Genomic DNA, 17,060 nt, shown 5'->3' on the forward strand with positions numbered 1-17,060 from the left:
AGAAATGCTAAAACAGCCTAAAGAAAAGAGTGACCGCCAGTGGCTCAGCTAATTAAATTACAAGATTATATTACACGTTATGAATCAGATATTTATCGCTATCCGAGCCAATATATCCGGCTGAAAAAGCAGCAGTGGAAGACATTTGAAACGATGCTCAGAAATCCTGTAGATCCTACTCTTTCAACAAAGGAGCCTGTGGAGGAAATACAGGGTGACAAAGAAAGCAGGCTGTCCTCCTTGATGAAGTCGTTCAAAAGGAAGGGAGCGAATGAAGAAGAACTGTTTGTTGGAAAGGTGAGTACACCTGCTCCAGGGTTGGAAGAGGAGTGGGAGTTTCCAGTTGTCAGCGGCAAGAAGACACCTGCAGAAAGGAAACAGCAATTTCTTGATTCCATTCTTCCCCTTCAACTCAAGTGGGCGAGTTCGACCATAAGGGAAATGTCCTATCTGCAAAAAAATTATAAACGGGAAACCCTATTGAAATATTTTTTGCAACGCTTTCCTGACACATTTTTTGTTATGTACAAGCCGATTTTCCTTGTTAAACAGGCTCCCGTTGAGCTTGAAATCATTCTCATCACCCCGAATGAAATTTTTGCGGTCTATTATATGGATGAACAGGAGGAAAGTGTGATCTTAGGTAATAATGAACGCTTCTGGTCCATCCGAGAAAAAGAAAATGAAAGAAAAATAGTGAACCCGACCATCAGCTTAAACAGGATGGGGTCCATCATAAAGAACATTCTTCCACAATATGAAGTAAGTCTTCCTGTAACGAAAATGTTGTTACACCCAAAAGGATATATCGACATTTTTGATGGCCCTACTGATGTACAGGTAATTGATAAACGTACATATGATAAATGGTTTGAGAAGATGAGGGCAAATAGTCTGCCTTTGAAACACAGTCAGCTTAAAGCAGCTGGAGCTCTCCTGTCCCACTGTCAATCGACTTATATAGACAGACCGGAATGGCAATAATGAAAGATTGGAAGAATATCTGTCAAGCTTGGGCTGGTATATGAATAAGATATAGAATGGTCATAGTTGCATAAGACTTCATTTTTGTTAGATAGGGAGGGAATCGCATGATTTTCATCAAAAGAGAATTCGAAGCTTACTTAGATGAAATGGAAAAAATAACCATACTCTTGCCAATGGGAAGTTACCATGGAGAATCTGCAACCTTCACCCTCCTTTTTGAAGAAAACACCTACCCATTGGAAATTATTGATAAAAAAACGTTATCCAACGTGGTCAAATATATTTGTAAAACGGAGAACTCCATCACCATCGGGTCCAAATACATGGTATCGGATGAACATGGAAGAAAAACAGATCTGCAAATTGGGGCAGTTATTCGTACGGATGCATTTGATGAGACCTTTTTTTATGACAGAAATGACCTCGGCGCCACCTACCAAAAAGGGGAAACGACCTTTACACTTTGGGCACCTACTGCGTCTGCAGTAAAAATAAAGCTTAAGGTTCCTAAAAGCGAAGAGGACATCCATTATAGCCTGATCCGAGAAAAGAAGGGGATATGGCGCATAACAGTGCAGGGCGATTTGGAGGGCTTTCTTTACACTTACCTTGTTTGTGTGAACCTTGTTTGGAGAGAAGCGGTCGATCCGTATGCCATCGCCTCCAGCCTTAATAGTGAAGCGGCGGTTATTATCGATAAAGAACGGATAAATAATCCGAAAGTTCTGCTCCCTCCTTTTATGGAAGCGACAGATGCCATCATTTACGAGCTGCATATACGTGACTTTTCCTCCCATCCTAAGAGCGGAATGACGCAAAAAGGGAAGTATGCGGCCATTTCGGAGGACCCAGCTCCGAGTATTGAATCTGGCGAAACCGGGCTACCGTATATAAAAAAGCTTGGCGTCACCCATATTGAGCTATTACCCTTCAATGATTATGGAGGGGTGGATGAGGCGGAACCTGATAAAACATATAACTGGGGATACAATCCGCTTCAGTTCAATGTGCCTGAAGGAAGCTATGCGACCGATGCTAACAATCCCTACTCAAGGATAGTGGAGCTTAAAGAAATGATTAACACCCTTCACAGAAAAGACCTGAGAGTGATTATGGATGTGGTATATAACCATGTATATATTAGGGAGGATTCCTCTTTTGAAAAGATTGTCCCTGGCTACTATTTCCGTCATGACGAATATGGAATGCCATCAAATGGCACCGGGGTTGGAAATGACATTGCATCTGAGAGGAAAATGGTTCGGAAATTCATCTTGGATTCCATTAAATTCTGGCTGGAGGAATATGATGTAGACGGATTCCGATTTGACCTTATGGGAATATTGGATGTTCAGACCATGAATGCCGTAAAGGAAGCAGTATCCATCATAAAACCAGGTGCCATCGTCCTCGGCGAAGGATGGGAATTGAACACGCCTTTAGCAGTTGACCGTAAGGCGATGATCATGAATGCAAAAAAAATGCCGGGAATCGCCTTCTTCAATGATATGGTCAGGGATTCGGTCAAAGGAAGCACCTTTAACATGTTTGACCGCGGATTTGCACTTGGAAATACCCATAAAATCCACCTATTGAAACAATCACTTTCTGGAAGTGTCCAGACAGTACCGAATACTAAAGGGCTATTCCTTGAGCCGACCCAGTCCATTAACTATATTGAATCCCATGATAACCATACGATGTGGGATAAAATATCGATCTGCAATAGTCATGAGGATGAAGAAACAAGAATGAAACGTCACAGGCTTGCCACCTCTGTCATCCTATTGTCACAAGGTATTCCATTCATTCATGCAGGTCAGGAGTTCTACCGGACAAAGGGCGGGGAAGAAAACAGTTATAAATCTCCAGACACCGTGAACAACTTAGACTGGCAAAGGAAACAGCAACACAAGGAAAGTGTCACCTATTTGAGTGGTCTTATGCGATTAAGGAAGTCCCATAAAGCTTTCCGTTTTTCCACAGCTTCACAAATACAACGGCATGTGCGGTTTCCAGTTGAAAAGGGGCACCTGCTCATGTACCATCTCAGTGATGTAAAGATATACGGAAAATGGAACCATCTGCTTGTCATTTTCCATAATGGTCTTGTTCCTGAAACTGTAGCTTTTCCCCTTCATGGGGAATGGGAACTACTTGCAGACGAGAAGTCAGCAGGTGATTCGCCGATTAGGAAAGTGACTGGTGAATTACAGGTGGCACCTATCAGTACAGTTGTGCTGGGACAATATTAATTGTTTCACAAAGACTTGATTTAATCGGGAAATAACGATAAAATTTAAAAGATAGCTATTGTGAAATTGTTCAATAGCTGTTTTTTTGCTTAAAAGATGAAATTTCTTATATAGCGCTTGCGCTTTTCTAATATTTGATAATGAAAAGTTGTGTTGAAATTGAAGGTGAAATGGTTGGAACATTTATTAGGTGATGAGTGGAAAATCAGTCCTGCAGGTGGTTTGACAGGAGATGCTTATTTTGCTCAAAACGAGGGGAAAAAGCTCTTCTTAAAAAGAAATTCATCGCCATTTTTGGCTGTTCTTTCAGCAGAGGGCATAGTCCCGAAGCTGGTCTGGACAAAACGCCTTGAAAATGGGGATGTAATCACGGCACAGCACTGGATAAGTGCAAGGGAACTGAAGCCCCATGACATGAATATGGAAACAGTGGCTCAGCTCCTACACAAGATCCACCACTCGAAAGAGCTGCTAGATATGCTTACTAGGTTAGGAAAAGAGCCCGTTGAGCCCTCAACTATACTAGAGGACATTAAAACCGGAATCGCATTGGAACTCTTTTCTTTGGATGTGATTCAAAAATCACTTAATTTTCTTACAAAGGAAATAAAAAATGTCCATTATAAAGATAAGGTGGTCTGCCATTGTGATCTGAACCATAACAACTGGTTGCTTTCAGATCATCAGGAACTCTTCCTGATTGATTGGGATGGAGCGGTTATCGCAGATCCGGCTATTGATTTATGCATGCTATTATATTGGTATATCCCAGAGCAGGATTGGAAAGATTGGCTTTCTACCTATGGAATACCATTGACAGATGATTTGCGCCATCGTATGCATTGGTACGTGATAGCTCAGACAATCCTATCCGTACAATGGTATCACCATAAAGATATTGAAAAAGAAAAACAGAATTGGTTGAACTATTTGGAGAGACTTCTACCAGTTGAACTATGAGTATTGATCGATGCTATCGATCCAGTTGGTGAATTTTGTTTGATGCAGTTGATTGTGATCATGGTCATTGCTGGAATTGATGCCAGCTTGACTGTATGAATAAATATCCTGTAAGATACTTTTCACATTTTGATCGATTGCATTATTGACCATTAATGATTTGATGACACGTTCCAGCTGCTCATATTCAGCAACAGAACCGCAGCAATCAATTTGATGATCCGCCAAAATATCCTTTAGAAGATGTATTTGATCATGATAATTTAACGGCATTTATCAGCACTCCTTTATATTATATATGTACTAGCCTTTGTTTATTTATCATTCTTATACACGACAGAAGAATCGGTCCATCGAGATCGGTTTTTTTCTGTGATAGAGGTAAAAATTACTATTAGAACAACGAGGTGACCTAACGACAATGAGATTCAGAAACAAACCATGGGCAACAGAGTTTATCGTAGAAAATGCGTATTACTGCATTCCAGATCCTGAAAAGCGTAAAGGAAAATGGGCGGAGGTTTTCGGTAATAATAATCCGATTCATATTGAAGTGGGAACAGGAAAAGGAACGTTTGTTACGGAGATGGCTAAAGCTAATCCATCTATTAACTTTATTGGAATAGAGCTTTTTGAAAGTGTTATTGTGAAGGCATTGGAAAAAGCGGTCGCAGCTGAAATTCCGAATGTGAAGCTTTTGAACGTAAATGCCCAAAAACTTGCCGACTATTTTGAGGCGGGGGAAGTGGAAAGAGTTTATTTGAACTTCTCTGATCCATGGCCGAAAACACGCCACGAAAAAAGAAGGCTTACGTACAAAGCGTTTCTCGATCTTTACAAGGAAGTAATGGTTCCACAAGGGGAAATCCATTTTAAGACAGACAACAGAGGGCTATTCGAATACAGTTTGATGAGTTTTTCGGAGTATGGACTTCTATTGAAATATGTCAGCTTAGATCTTCATAATAGCGATTTTGAAGAAAACATCATGACGGAATATGAAGAGAAGTTTTCAAGTAAAGGCTTCCCTATTTACCGTTGTGAAGTAAAATATCCAGAATGAAGCCTTAATGCGCCCCTTTCTTTTGAAAAGAGGGCGTTTTTTGTTGGGAAAATTATAAATTTTAACGAATGGTATTGTAAAGCGGTTGATTTCCGTTTCAGGCGCTTCGCTTTCCGCGGGCGGTCCGGGAGCCTCCTCACTTCGTTGGAGGTCACTGAAAAAGTACTGAATTTTAGTTCTTGGGTAAACACCGCTGTTGATTTCCGCAAATAGCTTCGCTTTCCGCGGGGCGACCTTGAGCCTCCTCGGGCTACGTCCACTGCACCCCTTTTGTTGGACACACCATTAACAATAGGAGGTGTGGTCTGGAATGCCTAAATTCACTAAGGAGGAAAAACTCCTTGCCGCAAGACGATATATAGATGAATTATTTAGTTACCGCGAATTAGCTCAACAACTTGGAGTAGATGATTCTGTACTCCGATATTGGGTGATGTTAGTAAAGCACCACGGTGATCAAGCGTTTGTGTTTCCCTATACAAACTATTCGCCAGCCTTTAAACTGAGGGTAATTCAATTTATAAAGGAATCGAATTATTCTGTTCGAGAGGCGTCGGCGATTTTCCACATCCCAGATCCTTGTATGGTTCGTAGGTGGAAACGTAAGTGGGAGACATGTGGAGATGCCGCCTTTAATCCAAAAGAAAAGAGGCCATCTACTATGACTTCCAAACAAAATAAAACATCCAATAACGACAAAGCTACCAACCCTTCCMTGGAAGAGTTGAAAAAAGAATTAGAATACCTTCGTATGGAGAATGCGTATCTAAAAAAGCTRAAAGCCTTAGTTCAGGAAGAGAAGTTACCAAAGAAATCAAAGCGAAAGTAATATATGAACTAAGGCATGCATTTCCTGTTAATCAATTGGTGAAGGTAGCTAAAATGTCTAGAAGTACCTACTACTTCCTTGTTCAAACCTKGGAACAACCTGATYCTGATCGTAAGTGGAAAAGACGAATTCAATTCATTTACCGTAAACATAGTGGCCGTTTTGGATATCGTCGTATTACCGATGTTCTGCAGGAAAAAGGTCATAAAATAAATAAAAAGAAAGTGTATCGTATTATGAGAGACCTAGGACTTCAATGCATCGTTAGGATGAAGAAGTACAAGTCTTATAAAAGGAGAAGTAGGAAAAGCTGCCGCAAACATCTTAGACCGTAATTTTAAGGCCGATAGGCCGAATCAAAAATGGGTCACTGACGTGACAGAGTTTAAATTGTTCGGGCAGAAATTATACCTTTCTCCTATACTTGATTTGTTTAACGGCGAAATCATAACCTACACACTTCAATCAAGACCGACGTATGACTTAGTTGGAACTATGATGAAACAGGGTTTAGAACGGGTAAAGGAAGGCGATAACCTCTTAATCCATTCTGATCAAGGCTGGCATTACAGAATGCCAAAATACAAAAGGACTTTAAAGGAAAATAATATTACTCAGAGTATGTCTAGAAAAGGAAACTGTTATGACAACGCAGTAATGGAGAACTTTTTCGGAATCATGAAATCCGAATTATTGTACTTACAAGAATTTGATAGCATCGACCATTTTAAGGAGGAGCTAGAAGAGTACATCCATTACTACAACCATCTGAGAATCAAATCAAGATTAAAACGTAAAAGTCCAGTAGCGTATCGAGCTAATTTTGAGCAAGCTGCTTAAAAAATAAGTGTCCAGTTTTAAGGGTCCAGTGCAGCAGCCCGAGGAGGCTCAAGGTCGCCCCGCGGAAAGCGAAGCTATTTGCGGAAATCAACAGCGGTGTTTACCCAAGATCTAAAATTCAGTACTTTTTCAGTGGCCTCCAGGCTTGTCCGAGGAGGCTCCAGCCGCGCCACGCGGAAAACGAAGCCTTTCGCGGAAATCAACAGCGGTGTTTAATGGAGTTTTTCTCAAAAAAAAAAAGCCGGGAACCCGGCATTTCATAATAGCCCTATAAAAGCGGTGACGCCAACCTTGCCATCGATTCAACCACCTTCTGATAAAACGGGCGATTTGCATAAACCTCTTTCGCTATCGGCTTCGCATCATGCAGATCCTGCTCATAATCAGCCACTAGTGTCTCTACGCTATCAGTATTGTATAGGAAAGCATTCACCTCAAAATTTAGATGGAAGCTTCTCATATCCATGTTGGCCGTACCGATTGACGCGACCTGGTCATCCACTATAACCACCTTGCTATGCAAAAAACCTTTTTCATATTGGAATATTTTCACCCCGGCCTCCATCATCTCCGGAAAGTAGGACCTAGAAGCATAGTAGACAATTCGCTTGTCAGGCCTTTTCGGTACGAGCAACCTTACATCCAACCCACTTAAAGCCGCGACCTTCAGTGCTGTAAAAATATCATCATCCGGAACAAAGTAAGGAGACGCAATCCAAATGGATTTTCGGGCAGAAGTAATCATGGAAAAGTATAGACTTTTGATGACCTCCCACTCTTGGTCCGGTCCACCTGCAATCATCTGGACTCCGCCATACTTCTTCTCAACCGCAGGTCTTGGAGTCAGATAGCTTGGGGTGAGAAGGGATTCGTCCGTTGCGTAGTACCAGTCTTGCAGGAAAATCAGTTGAAGGGTCCTGACCGCTTCACCCCTAACATATAGGTGTGTATCCCTCCAGAATCCAAAATAATCGTCACGACCTAGATACTCATCTCCTATGTTGAGGCCACCCACAAATCCCACTTCTCCATCTACCACAATTATTTTACGGTGATTACGGAAGTTTATTTTATTATTGAATACTGGAATTGTTACAGGTGAAAAGGAGATAATCTCCACTCCAGCACCACGGAGTTCCTTTATGTATTTACCGCCCAATTGGAAACTTCCGACTGCATCATAGAGGAACCTCACTTGCACCCCGCTTTTTGCTTTTTCAATTAAAAGGTCTTTGATTTGTGTCCCTATTTCATCATCTCTTACAATATAATACTCAAAGTGAATATGATGCTTCGCCTTGCTTATCTCTTCTAGAATCCTAGTGAACGTCTGATTCCCGTTCGTCAGTACCACCGTTTCTGTTTCAAACGAAATTGGACTTCTTCCAATATTCTGAGACAGTTGAAACATGCCTTTCTTGCTTTCATCAAGAAGACTCATATCTTCCTCAGAGTACTCTCTCGCCCCTTCCACCTCTTCCAATACTTCTTTATCCAATAATGCTTTTCTTTGAAAAAGTCTGCGTTTCCTTACATTTCTTCCAAAAATCAAGTAAAAGAAGAACCCAAGAACCGGAAAACTCCCCAGTACAACAAGCCACGTCAACGTCCTTGTTGGATGACGGTTTTCCAGTGAAATAAGGAATGCGATAAAAACGACGGAGATGGTGAAAAATAAGGAAATGGACCCTAGAAGCCAGCCTTCCCAAAGACCTTGAGTGGCAAATAGAACCGCTCCGATAACTAAAATAAATACGATAACCCGAATGGTGTTTTTCAAAAAAATCTCATCTCCTCATCCAAAAGCGAAAGTTCTCTGTATTATCAATAATTCTCCATTTGAAAAAAACCGATTTCAACTTTGTGAAATCGGTCTTTCATCATTTAAGTGGAAAATGCTTTGTCATTTCCTTCATCGCATCGTCCTTTGCGACTTCCGATCCATATTCTTGAAGACGGTGGATGGAGATTGCTGACTCTTCCCCAAATTCCAACAATACACTTAATACGTTGTCAATATCTTCATCCGTGTAATGTTCACTGGAGAAATCGACATATAGATAGTAGTTCTTCTCATAGAAGTATAGATGGTTACTTAGATTCTCCAAGTGCTGCAAACGGTGACTGGCAGATATGATATACTCCAGGTCTCTGAAACGGACCATAAACTGAAGCATATCTTTTTCGTCTTCCAGCTTATCTTCTTTTGCCTCATCCGTCTTCGCGGAAGAGTTGAAGTGCTGATCCAAAAGAGCCTCGATTCTTTCGTCGACCGGTATGTCAATTCGTTTGTCCTCCGACACAGGAACTTCGAAGTTTTTGCCATCCTTTGATAATTGTGCTCTGGTAACAATAACTTCCAATCCTTTATCTAGTGCTTGAACTTGGATCCACAATGGCCCTTCTACCATGAAGTCTTCTTCATCATGCGCTTCATCCATCATTTCCCAGAACAGTTCTTCACTGCGTTCACGGTTATACCATATCTCCTCACGGTCAAAGCCGCGTTCTTCTATATCACCATATGAAATGTAAAACTTGACTGTATGATCATTTATACGTTCAATTTCCATCCTTAACAACTCCCTTCTGATTAGGTAAATGATAAGCGTGCTCTTTTTCCAAACACATCCCGACTGATTCGTCTTTGAGATATGTCAGTCTCTAATTGTCCGCTCCTCATTTTCCTCCGTCTTTCCTTGGAAGGGACCCTCCACAAATTTTCTATACCTTATTGTTACAATTTATCCATTTAGCATAGCGAGTAAACCTTAAAACTATGCAAAAATGAGCAGATGCGGTTGGTTCCGGTCCATTAAGCAAAAACATAGATTGTATCCATCTCCTTGATGAGATGATTTGTGACCTCAAGTACCCAGCGTCCAAAGCTGGACCATGACCGCAGCAGTTAAAAAGCACATTGTACTAAAGTGTTATACTTGTACTTTTATTTTATGATAAAGAAAGGAAGAATGGAAACAAAAATGCTCACATTTTCAAAAATCGTTAAAATGCCTATCCAACGGAACAGAAAGCCTAATCAATCTGTTTTCACAAGTAATTCTTCTGTCATATTCTCTCCTCTTTCCCACTATATTTATATATGACTGGGACAAGAAGGGGCGATATAGTGGAGCTGGAACTGATTACTTCCATCCTTATCATCATTGGCATTGATATAGTATTGGGAGGAGATAATGCCATTATCATAGCACTTGCATGTAGAAACCTTCCAGAACGTTATCGGAACAAAGCAATTGTCATCGGGACACTCCTGGCCATCCTTTGCAGGATCATCTTACTATCGGTGCAGTCTATCTATTGGCCATCCCATTTCTCCAATTTGTCGGTGGGGTGCTGTTGATCTATATAGCTGTCAAACTAATCCTCGACCAGGGGGATGAAACGCTTGTAAAAGGTAGCAGTTCACTTGCTGTGGCCATCAAGACAATAGTGGTTGCCGATGTTGTAATGGGAATAGACAATGTCATGGCTGTTGCCGGTGCTGCACATGGTAATTTTTATTTGGTGATCATTGGCCTGGTATTTTCCATTCCAATAATAATTTGGGGGAGTAAGATTATATTAGTGGCAATGGAGAAATATCCTATAATTATCTATTTAGGAGCAAGCATTCTTTGCTATACAGCCGGTAAGATGATTATTTTTGAACCAATGGTTTCTACGATGCTTCCGGCTGGTGAGTGGCGGATTTTTTTTCCTTATTTACTTATATTAGCTGTGTTGGTTTTTACAGGGTTACATAAGAAAATGCCTTTAAAGACCCGGTGATCATACACTAACATTAGAAAAATGAGTTTAGTATTTTGTTCGACAACTTATTGATTTTCGTTCCAGGTGATCGCTTTCCGCGGGGCGGTGCTTGAGCCTCCTCACAACGCTTCAGGGGTCTCAAGTCTACCGCTATCTCCCGCCGGAGTCTCTCACCTTGCACTGCAATCAATAAGGGGAATTGAATGAATTTTGGAATTTCCGTTTCAATCATAGCTAAAAATAAAAACTTCTACATGTCTTCCATGTAGAAGTTTTTTGTTCTCTTAGCTATTTACTAATCGCTGGGCTTCTCTTAATTGGAACGTTCTTACTTTTCTTGGTAAGAAGCGGCGGATTTCATCTTCGTTGTACCCTACTTGAAGTCGTTTTTCGTCTATGATGATAGGTCTTCTTAAAAGACCAGGATGTTCTTTTATAACAGAATATAATTCTTGGAGTGGCATTGCTTCCACATTTATATTCAGTTTTTGGAAGATTTTAGATCTGGTTGAGATGATTTCATCTGTTCCGTCTTCCGTCATTCGTAAGATTTGCTTGATCTCATCAATCGACAAGGATTCTGAGAAAATATTTCTTTCTGTATATGGAATGTTATGTTCTTCTAACCAATTTTTCGCTTTACGACAAGAAGTACAACTTGGAGATGTATATAGGGTTACCATGAACTTTCCTCTCCTTTTTTATCTAGTATTATTCGAAAAGAACATGCTGAATGGTTCTAATTGTGAATCGCTCTCAATTTGAAATTACTATAAAGAAGTAATCTCTATTGTTTATTATACACGATTTCCGACTAAAAAGGTATAGTATTTTAAAAGTCGGACAAGTTGTCACAACATGTTCAAATTTTCTTTTTCTGCATTAACTCCTGTAGAGAGTTCGCTTTCCGCGGGGCGGTGCTTGAGCCTCCTCACTTCGTTGCGGGGTCTCAAGTCTACCGCTACCTCCCGCAGGAGTCGAACCTCTTCCACTTCAAACTACAGGGGAAATTTAATAAATCATTCGTCATTTGGCCTTATATATATTCAGACGTTTGCTTGTACTTGAAAGTTTCATATAAATGAAATTAGTTCTCAATCTTTTTTTACATGTTCACAAAGTAGTAACAATTTTACTGTTTCGAATGCCCTTAGATAGTTAGGAATTGTAAGGGTTTGTAATACATGTTAGTTTTATATTTAGACAAGATAAGTATGAGGTGATATATGTTGAAAAAATATTGGCTGCTTCCAGCTATGTTCGTGCTCTTATTTTCAACCGCTTGCAGTCAGAAAGAGATTACAAGCCAGAATACAGAGTCCAATAAGATCCCGGTCACAGTTGCTGAAGTTACAGAAAAGAACATCAGCGATACCATTGAACTGGTTGGACTGGCTGTACCAGAAACACAAGTACCACTCCTAACTACTTCCCCCCTTACCGTTGAATCTGTTCATGTGAAAATTGGTGATATAGTCAAAAAGGGCGATATCATTGTTTCATTGGATTCCGAAGCTGCTACCGAGCAGGTAACTCAAGCTCAAAGTGCAGTGACAGAACTCGAAAATGCCCTATCAAAAATGAAAGAAATGCAAGAGGCAGCTGAAAATCAGGCCTCTTTATCTGATATACCCAAGTTGCAGGAAGAATTAAACCAAAGTTTAGAAAAATCTCAAGCACTTTTGGATGGTGTGGATACAGGCGCTGTCACTTCCCTTGATTTGGTGCAAAGTACGGTAGATGTCATGGTGAAACAGGCGCAGCTTGCGAACGCAGCGAGTCAGCTCCAGCAGATGCCTTCTTTTAATACGATGGAAATGGAAGCGCAGTTGAACCAGGCCCGCCAAGGTCTGAAACAGGCGCAACAAATGGCGGATGCCACTTCCATTACGAGCCCGATAGATGGAATGGTTTCAGAACTGAACGTTGTTGAGGATGGTATCGCCTCCCCTAATGTTCCAATTGGAACCGTTATTCAATTGGAAACAATCGCAGCGACCTTCCAGGTGAACAGCTACCAGGTAAGTAAGCTGAAGACCGGACAGGATGCGACGATTTCTTTTGAAGGACTCTCAGATACGTTTGAATCAAAAATTGAAACCGTTTCGCCTACAGTAAACCAGCAGACGAACATGTTCTCTGTCACCATTCCTATCAGTAATTCCGAGTTATCTATCAAAGGCGGCATGAGAGCAACCGCATTCGTAGCGGTTGATAACCTTGAAGCCCAGACGGTTGTTCCGATGGACGCTATTCTATATGAAGAAACCAATCCTTTTGTGTATGTGATTAAAGAAGGAAAAGCGGTTAGACAAGATGTCACAACAGGCTTCCGCGACAACGAATTTATGCAGATCATTGAAGGTTTAAGCAAAGGTCAGAAAGTAGCCGTAAACGGAAAAGAAAGATTAAAAGACGGTGCAGAAATATCAGAACAAAGTGAGTGAACCTATTAGATGAAAATTGCCAAGCTTTCCGTATTACGTCCCATTGCCATGTCAATGGTCATCATACTTATGTTAATTCTCGGCGCCGTCAGCATGCGAGGAATGCCGGTCGATCTGTTTCCGGAGCTGACGTTTCCCATTGTAGCAGTCACTACCACTTATGAGGGAGCGGGTCCGGAAGAAATAGAGAACCTCATCTCTTCCCCTCTTGAGGATGCCATGAGCACTCTGCCTAATGTGGAGTCTGTCACTTCCATTTCACGGACAGGCGGTTCCCTTGTTCTCGTTTCCTTTACCTGGGGGACAAATATGGATTTTGCCTCCTTGGATATGAGGGAGCGCATAGATTCTGTACGCGATTTCCTGCCTCCAGGTGCCAATATGCCAAGAGTTCTACGTTTCAACCCAAGTGATCTTCCAATTGTTCAGTTAGCCATCACCGATCCTTCAGGGGAAATGACCAAAGCCAAGCAATTGGCAGAGCAGGATATAGAGCCGCAATTGAGCAGTGTGGACGGTATCGCATCCATCTCGGTGGAAGGTGGTGCCGAAAATGAGGTCAGAATCACCTTGGACCCGAACGCCCTTTCTTCATTTGACGTTTCCATTGATCAGCTTCAGCAAATCATTGCTGCTGAAAACTTGAATCTGCCAGGTGGTTCCCTGACAGACCAGAATCAGAACCTTCCGATTAGGATAACCGGCGAATACAAATCTATCTTTGATATTCAGACCCTCCCGATCCCCACCTCCAAAGGTGTTATTCAACTGGATCAGCTTGGTGAAATGAAGGAGACCTTGCAGCCGACCACCCAGCTCAGTTACCTGAACGGGGAACCTGCTGTCGGGATGTCCATCCTTAAGCAGTCCGGGAGCAACACCGTAACGGTTGCCAATGACATTGAAAAGAAGCTGGAGGAAATCAGAAAAACTTTACCTGCCGGTGTTGAAATCAAGCCGATATTCGACCAAAGTGAATTCATAGAAAAATCCATACGAGCAGTGGCAACCAACATGATTGTCGGTAGTCTGTTGGCAGCTCTTGTATTGTTTTTCTTTTTAAGGAACATACGAAGTACGTTAATTATCTTATTCTCCATCCCGGTTTCCATTGTCGCCACGTTCATCTTCATGTATTTCAGTGGGCAGACTTTGAATCTGTTGACATTGGGTGGTCTTGCGCTGGGAATCGGTATGATGGTGGACAACGCCATTGTTATTCTCGAAAATATTTATCGATTGCGGCAAAAAGGCTATTCCATGAAGGATGCCGCAATTGAAGGAACAAGTGAAGTCGGACCTGCCATTATCGCGTCGACACTTACAACCGTTATCGTGTTTCTGCCAATCGTATTTGTGGACGGATTGGCTGCACAATTGTTCAAGCCATTGGCGCTTGTCGTGTCATTTTCTTTACTTGCCTCTTTGTTTACGGCACTGATCATTGTGCCTTTGTTCTCTTCTCTTCTATTAAAAGTGAATATAAATACGTCCAGTTTTGAAGAGAGGTTTACCGGCTTTACCAATTGGTATCGTTCAGTTTTGGAGAAAGCGTTAAGGAACCCGAAGAAAACCGTGACATCCATCTTCATCCTGTTCTTGATTTCCTTGATTGGGATTCCGTTTATCGGAAAAGAGTTCTTGCCACAGCAGGACCAGAGTTTCATTTCCATGACCGTCCGTTTACCTGATGGCAGTTCACTTGATGCCACCTACGATGTAATGGAGGAAATCGATGAAAGATTAGGTGATATCTCTGAGATCGACCTTGCTTTTGTAACGGTCGGCGGAACAGACAATTTCTCGGTATCTGCCGGAACACAAACAAATCGTGCCAACTATAGTATTCTTTTAACACCCGTAACGGAGCGAAGCCGCTCTGACAAAATAATCGGGGATGAGATCAGACAAAAGCTTGAAAATATCCCTGGAGCTGAAATCCGTCTTTCCTCCGGCGACTCAGGTTTCTCCCAAAACCCGGTTTCCTTAAGCATAACAGGACCGGATTTAACCACCCTTAAGGCGATGGCGGACGAAACAGTTGTACTTCTTTCTGAAATAGAAGGAATTCGGGAACCTTCTTCCAACTATACAGAGGGCAACCCGGAAATCGTCGTTGATATCGACCGCGTGAAAGCCAGCCAGTTCGGTATCGGAAGTGGTCAGATAGCCTCCGCTGTCTCTAGTGCCACAAAAGGGCTTGTGGCAACGAGAATGGCTCGTGACGGTGCAGAGTTAGATGTCCGCTTGACCATCGAAGACACTTATACCGCATCGATTCAGGAACTGGAAAAGTTGCTGATCAATACACCGACTGGGGAGAACATTCCCCTTCAAGCTGTTGCGACCGTTGAAAGAGGACAAGGTCCTAGTCAAATAAGCCGTACGAACCGAAATCGTGAAATTACAGTGAATGCCGACATCGTCAATCGCGACCTCGGTAGTGTCATTAATGACGTCGAAAAAACATTGAAAGAAAACATCTACATTCCGAACAATCAATATAAAATTACCATCGGCGGGCAGGATGAGCAGATGAACGATGCCTTTTTCAAGCTCGGAGGCGCATTGGCTCTGGCAGTCGTATTGGTTTATATGGTTATGGCGGGACAGTTTGAATCCTATTTCTATCCATTCATCATCATGTTTGCAGTGCCTTTGACGATTATTGGAATTATTTTCGGACTGCTTGTGACCGGGCAACCGCTCGGCGTCGGTTCACTAGTCGGGATGCTTATCCTTACCGGGATAGTCGTCAACAACGCCATCGTGTTTGTCGACTATGTGAATATGATGAAACGAGATGGCAAAACAACGTGGGAAGCAATTCTTATTGCGGGACCTACTCGATTGCGACCGATCTTCATGACCGCCCTTACTACCATACTGGGATTAATTCCATTAACGCTAGGTTTCGGAGAAGGAATGGAAATCCAGCAGCCTATGGCAATTGTAATTGTATTCGGATTGAGCTTTGCGACCATCATCACGTTGATATTGATACCGGTCGTTTACTATCTGTTTGATACGTATAAGGAAAAGAGAAGGCTGAAGAAGTTGGAGAAGCTAGACATATAACTAATCAGGGAGAGGATGAAGAACATGCTGAAAAAATGGAGTTTGGTTATAGCGCTGCTTGTTTCTAGCTTTCTTATCTATCCTCCCGTGATTGCGGAGTCCCCTAGGCAGATTACGTACATTGCCATAGGGGATTCATTGACTGCAGGGCTTGGCTCATCTGAAGAAAATCATTTGCGCATTCACGGCTTTGTACCTCAATTCACGAAATACTTGCGTGGCGAACACAATGTCACAGTTGAGAATTATGGAATACCAGGGCTTTCTTCAACCGGACTGCTTGCACTGCTGACTGCGGATGAAGCATTGCAAAACCGTTTAAAAACAGCTGGAGTCATATCTGTTTCCATTGGAGGCAATGACTTTCTTCAGACCATCCGCTCTGTACCGGAGGCTGAAGATGAATCGGCACTGAACCTGCGAATGGAGATTCTGAAGAGGACCTATCAAGAAACCTACAAGCTGCTAAGGGACCTGAACCCTGATGCAACCATTATCCTTTTAGGTCTGTATAATCCCTATCCTGAGGACCATGAACTTACTGATCTTGGTGCAAAGTACGCCCCATTGTTTAACGGCTTTATCGAGGAGTATGCGGATGACGAAAAGACACTGGTGATTGACCCTTATGAAGCATTCAATGGTAAAGCTTTGGAATGGACACATATCGCAAAAGAGGACATCCATCCTAATGATAAAGGCTATTCCGAGATTGTTCGGTTGATGAAAGCAGCCTACGAAAACAGCCCGTAATAAAAAAAGCTCAATTTAATAGTTTTTCGTTAACTTTTAGATGAATGAAATTACCTTGTTGATTGGAGTGGAAG

11 protein-coding genes and 2 pseudogenes are annotated in these 17,060 nt (G+C 41.9%); 9 read left to right on the forward strand and 4 right to left on the reverse strand.

What is annotated here, in order from left to right:
* The first annotated feature begins 39 nt into the window (after positions 1-39).
* The 3 genes from AB685_RS13165 to AB685_RS13175 all read left to right on the forward strand — a co-directional run bounded on the left by AB685_RS13165 (position 40) and on the right by AB685_RS13175 (position 4,202).
* Positions 40-984 carry an NERD domain-containing protein gene (locus AB685_RS13165; protein WP_047971068.1) on the forward strand — a complete coding sequence of 315 codons (945 nt, stop codon included), beginning with the start codon at positions 40-42 and terminating at the stop codon, positions 982-984.
* A 107-nt stretch (positions 985-1,091) separates the two neighbouring features.
* Positions 1,092-3,242, forward strand: a complete 2,151-nt coding sequence (gene pulA, locus AB685_RS13170) for a type I pullulanase (RefSeq protein ID WP_047971069.1) — start codon at positions 1,092-1,094, stop codon at positions 3,240-3,242.
* A 153-nt stretch (positions 3,243-3,395) separates the two neighbouring features.
* On the forward strand, positions 3,396-4,202 hold the full coding sequence (locus tag AB685_RS13175; protein ID WP_241773302.1) for a phosphotransferase family protein: 807 nt from the start codon (positions 3,396-3,398) through the stop codon (positions 4,200-4,202).
* Here the strand turns inward: AB685_RS13175 and AB685_RS13180 are convergent.
* Positions 4,197-4,475 (reverse strand): YtzH-like family protein, encoded by a 279-nt coding sequence (locus AB685_RS13180; RefSeq protein ID WP_047971071.1) that lies wholly within the window; start codon positions 4,473-4,475, stop codon positions 4,197-4,199. The genes AB685_RS13175 and AB685_RS13180 overlap by 6 nt on opposite strands.
* A gap of 148 nt (positions 4,476-4,623) precedes the next feature.
* Between AB685_RS13180 and trmB the strand changes: the two genes are divergently transcribed.
* Positions 4,624-5,265 (forward strand): tRNA (guanosine(46)-N7)-methyltransferase TrmB, encoded by a 642-nt coding sequence (gene trmB / locus AB685_RS13185; protein WP_047971072.1) that lies wholly within the window; start codon positions 4,624-4,626, stop codon positions 5,263-5,265.
* Between the two features lie 310 nt (positions 5,266-5,575).
* Positions 5,576-6,934 (forward strand): annotated as a pseudogene (locus AB685_RS30325) (IS3 family transposase).
* A gap of 268 nt (positions 6,935-7,202) precedes the next feature.
* Here the strand turns inward: AB685_RS30325 and cls are convergent.
* Positions 7,203-8,714, reverse strand: coding sequence for a cardiolipin synthase (cls, locus tag AB685_RS13200; protein WP_047971074.1), 1,512 nt, complete (start codon positions 8,712-8,714; stop codon positions 7,203-7,205).
* A gap of 100 nt (positions 8,715-8,814) precedes the next feature.
* Entirely contained in the window at positions 8,815-9,507 is a 693-nt protein-coding gene (gene mecA, locus AB685_RS13205; RefSeq protein WP_047971075.1) for an adaptor protein MecA, read from the reverse strand.
* 557 nt (positions 9,508-10,064) lie between these two features.
* Between mecA and AB685_RS13210 the strand changes: the two are divergent.
* A pseudogene (locus AB685_RS13210) lies at positions 10,065-10,621 on the forward strand (TerC family protein); the annotation flags it as partial.
* A gap of 371 nt (positions 10,622-10,992) precedes the next feature.
* Here the strand turns inward: AB685_RS13210 and spxA are convergent.
* On the reverse strand, positions 10,993-11,391 hold the full coding sequence (gene spxA, locus AB685_RS13215; RefSeq protein ID WP_047971076.1) for a transcriptional regulator SpxA: 399 nt from the start codon (positions 11,389-11,391) through the stop codon (positions 10,993-10,995).
* A gap of 543 nt (positions 11,392-11,934) precedes the next feature.
* On the opposite strand from spxA, the gene AB685_RS13220 reads away from it, so the two are divergent.
* Genes AB685_RS13220 through AB685_RS13230 form a run of 3 tightly spaced genes read left to right on the forward strand, consistent with a single transcriptional unit; the run spans position 11,935 to position 16,986 of the window.
* A complete protein-coding gene (locus AB685_RS13220; RefSeq protein WP_047971077.1) occupies positions 11,935-13,155 on the forward strand; it encodes an efflux RND transporter periplasmic adaptor subunit in 1,221 nt (406 codons plus the stop codon).
* A 9-nt stretch (positions 13,156-13,164) separates the two neighbouring features.
* The gene (locus AB685_RS13225; protein WP_047971078.1) at positions 13,165-16,233 is read left to right on the forward strand and encodes an efflux RND transporter permease subunit; all 3,069 of its coding nucleotides are present in this window, start codon (positions 13,165-13,167) and stop codon (positions 16,231-16,233) included.
* Positions 16,234-16,257: 24 nt separating this feature from the next.
* Positions 16,258-16,986, forward strand: coding sequence for a GDSL-type esterase/lipase family protein (locus AB685_RS13230; protein WP_047971079.1), 729 nt, complete (start codon positions 16,258-16,260; stop codon positions 16,984-16,986).
* Positions 16,987-17,060 lie beyond the last annotated feature (74 nt).

It is taken from the genome of Bacillus sp. LL01 (genome assembly GCF_001037965.1).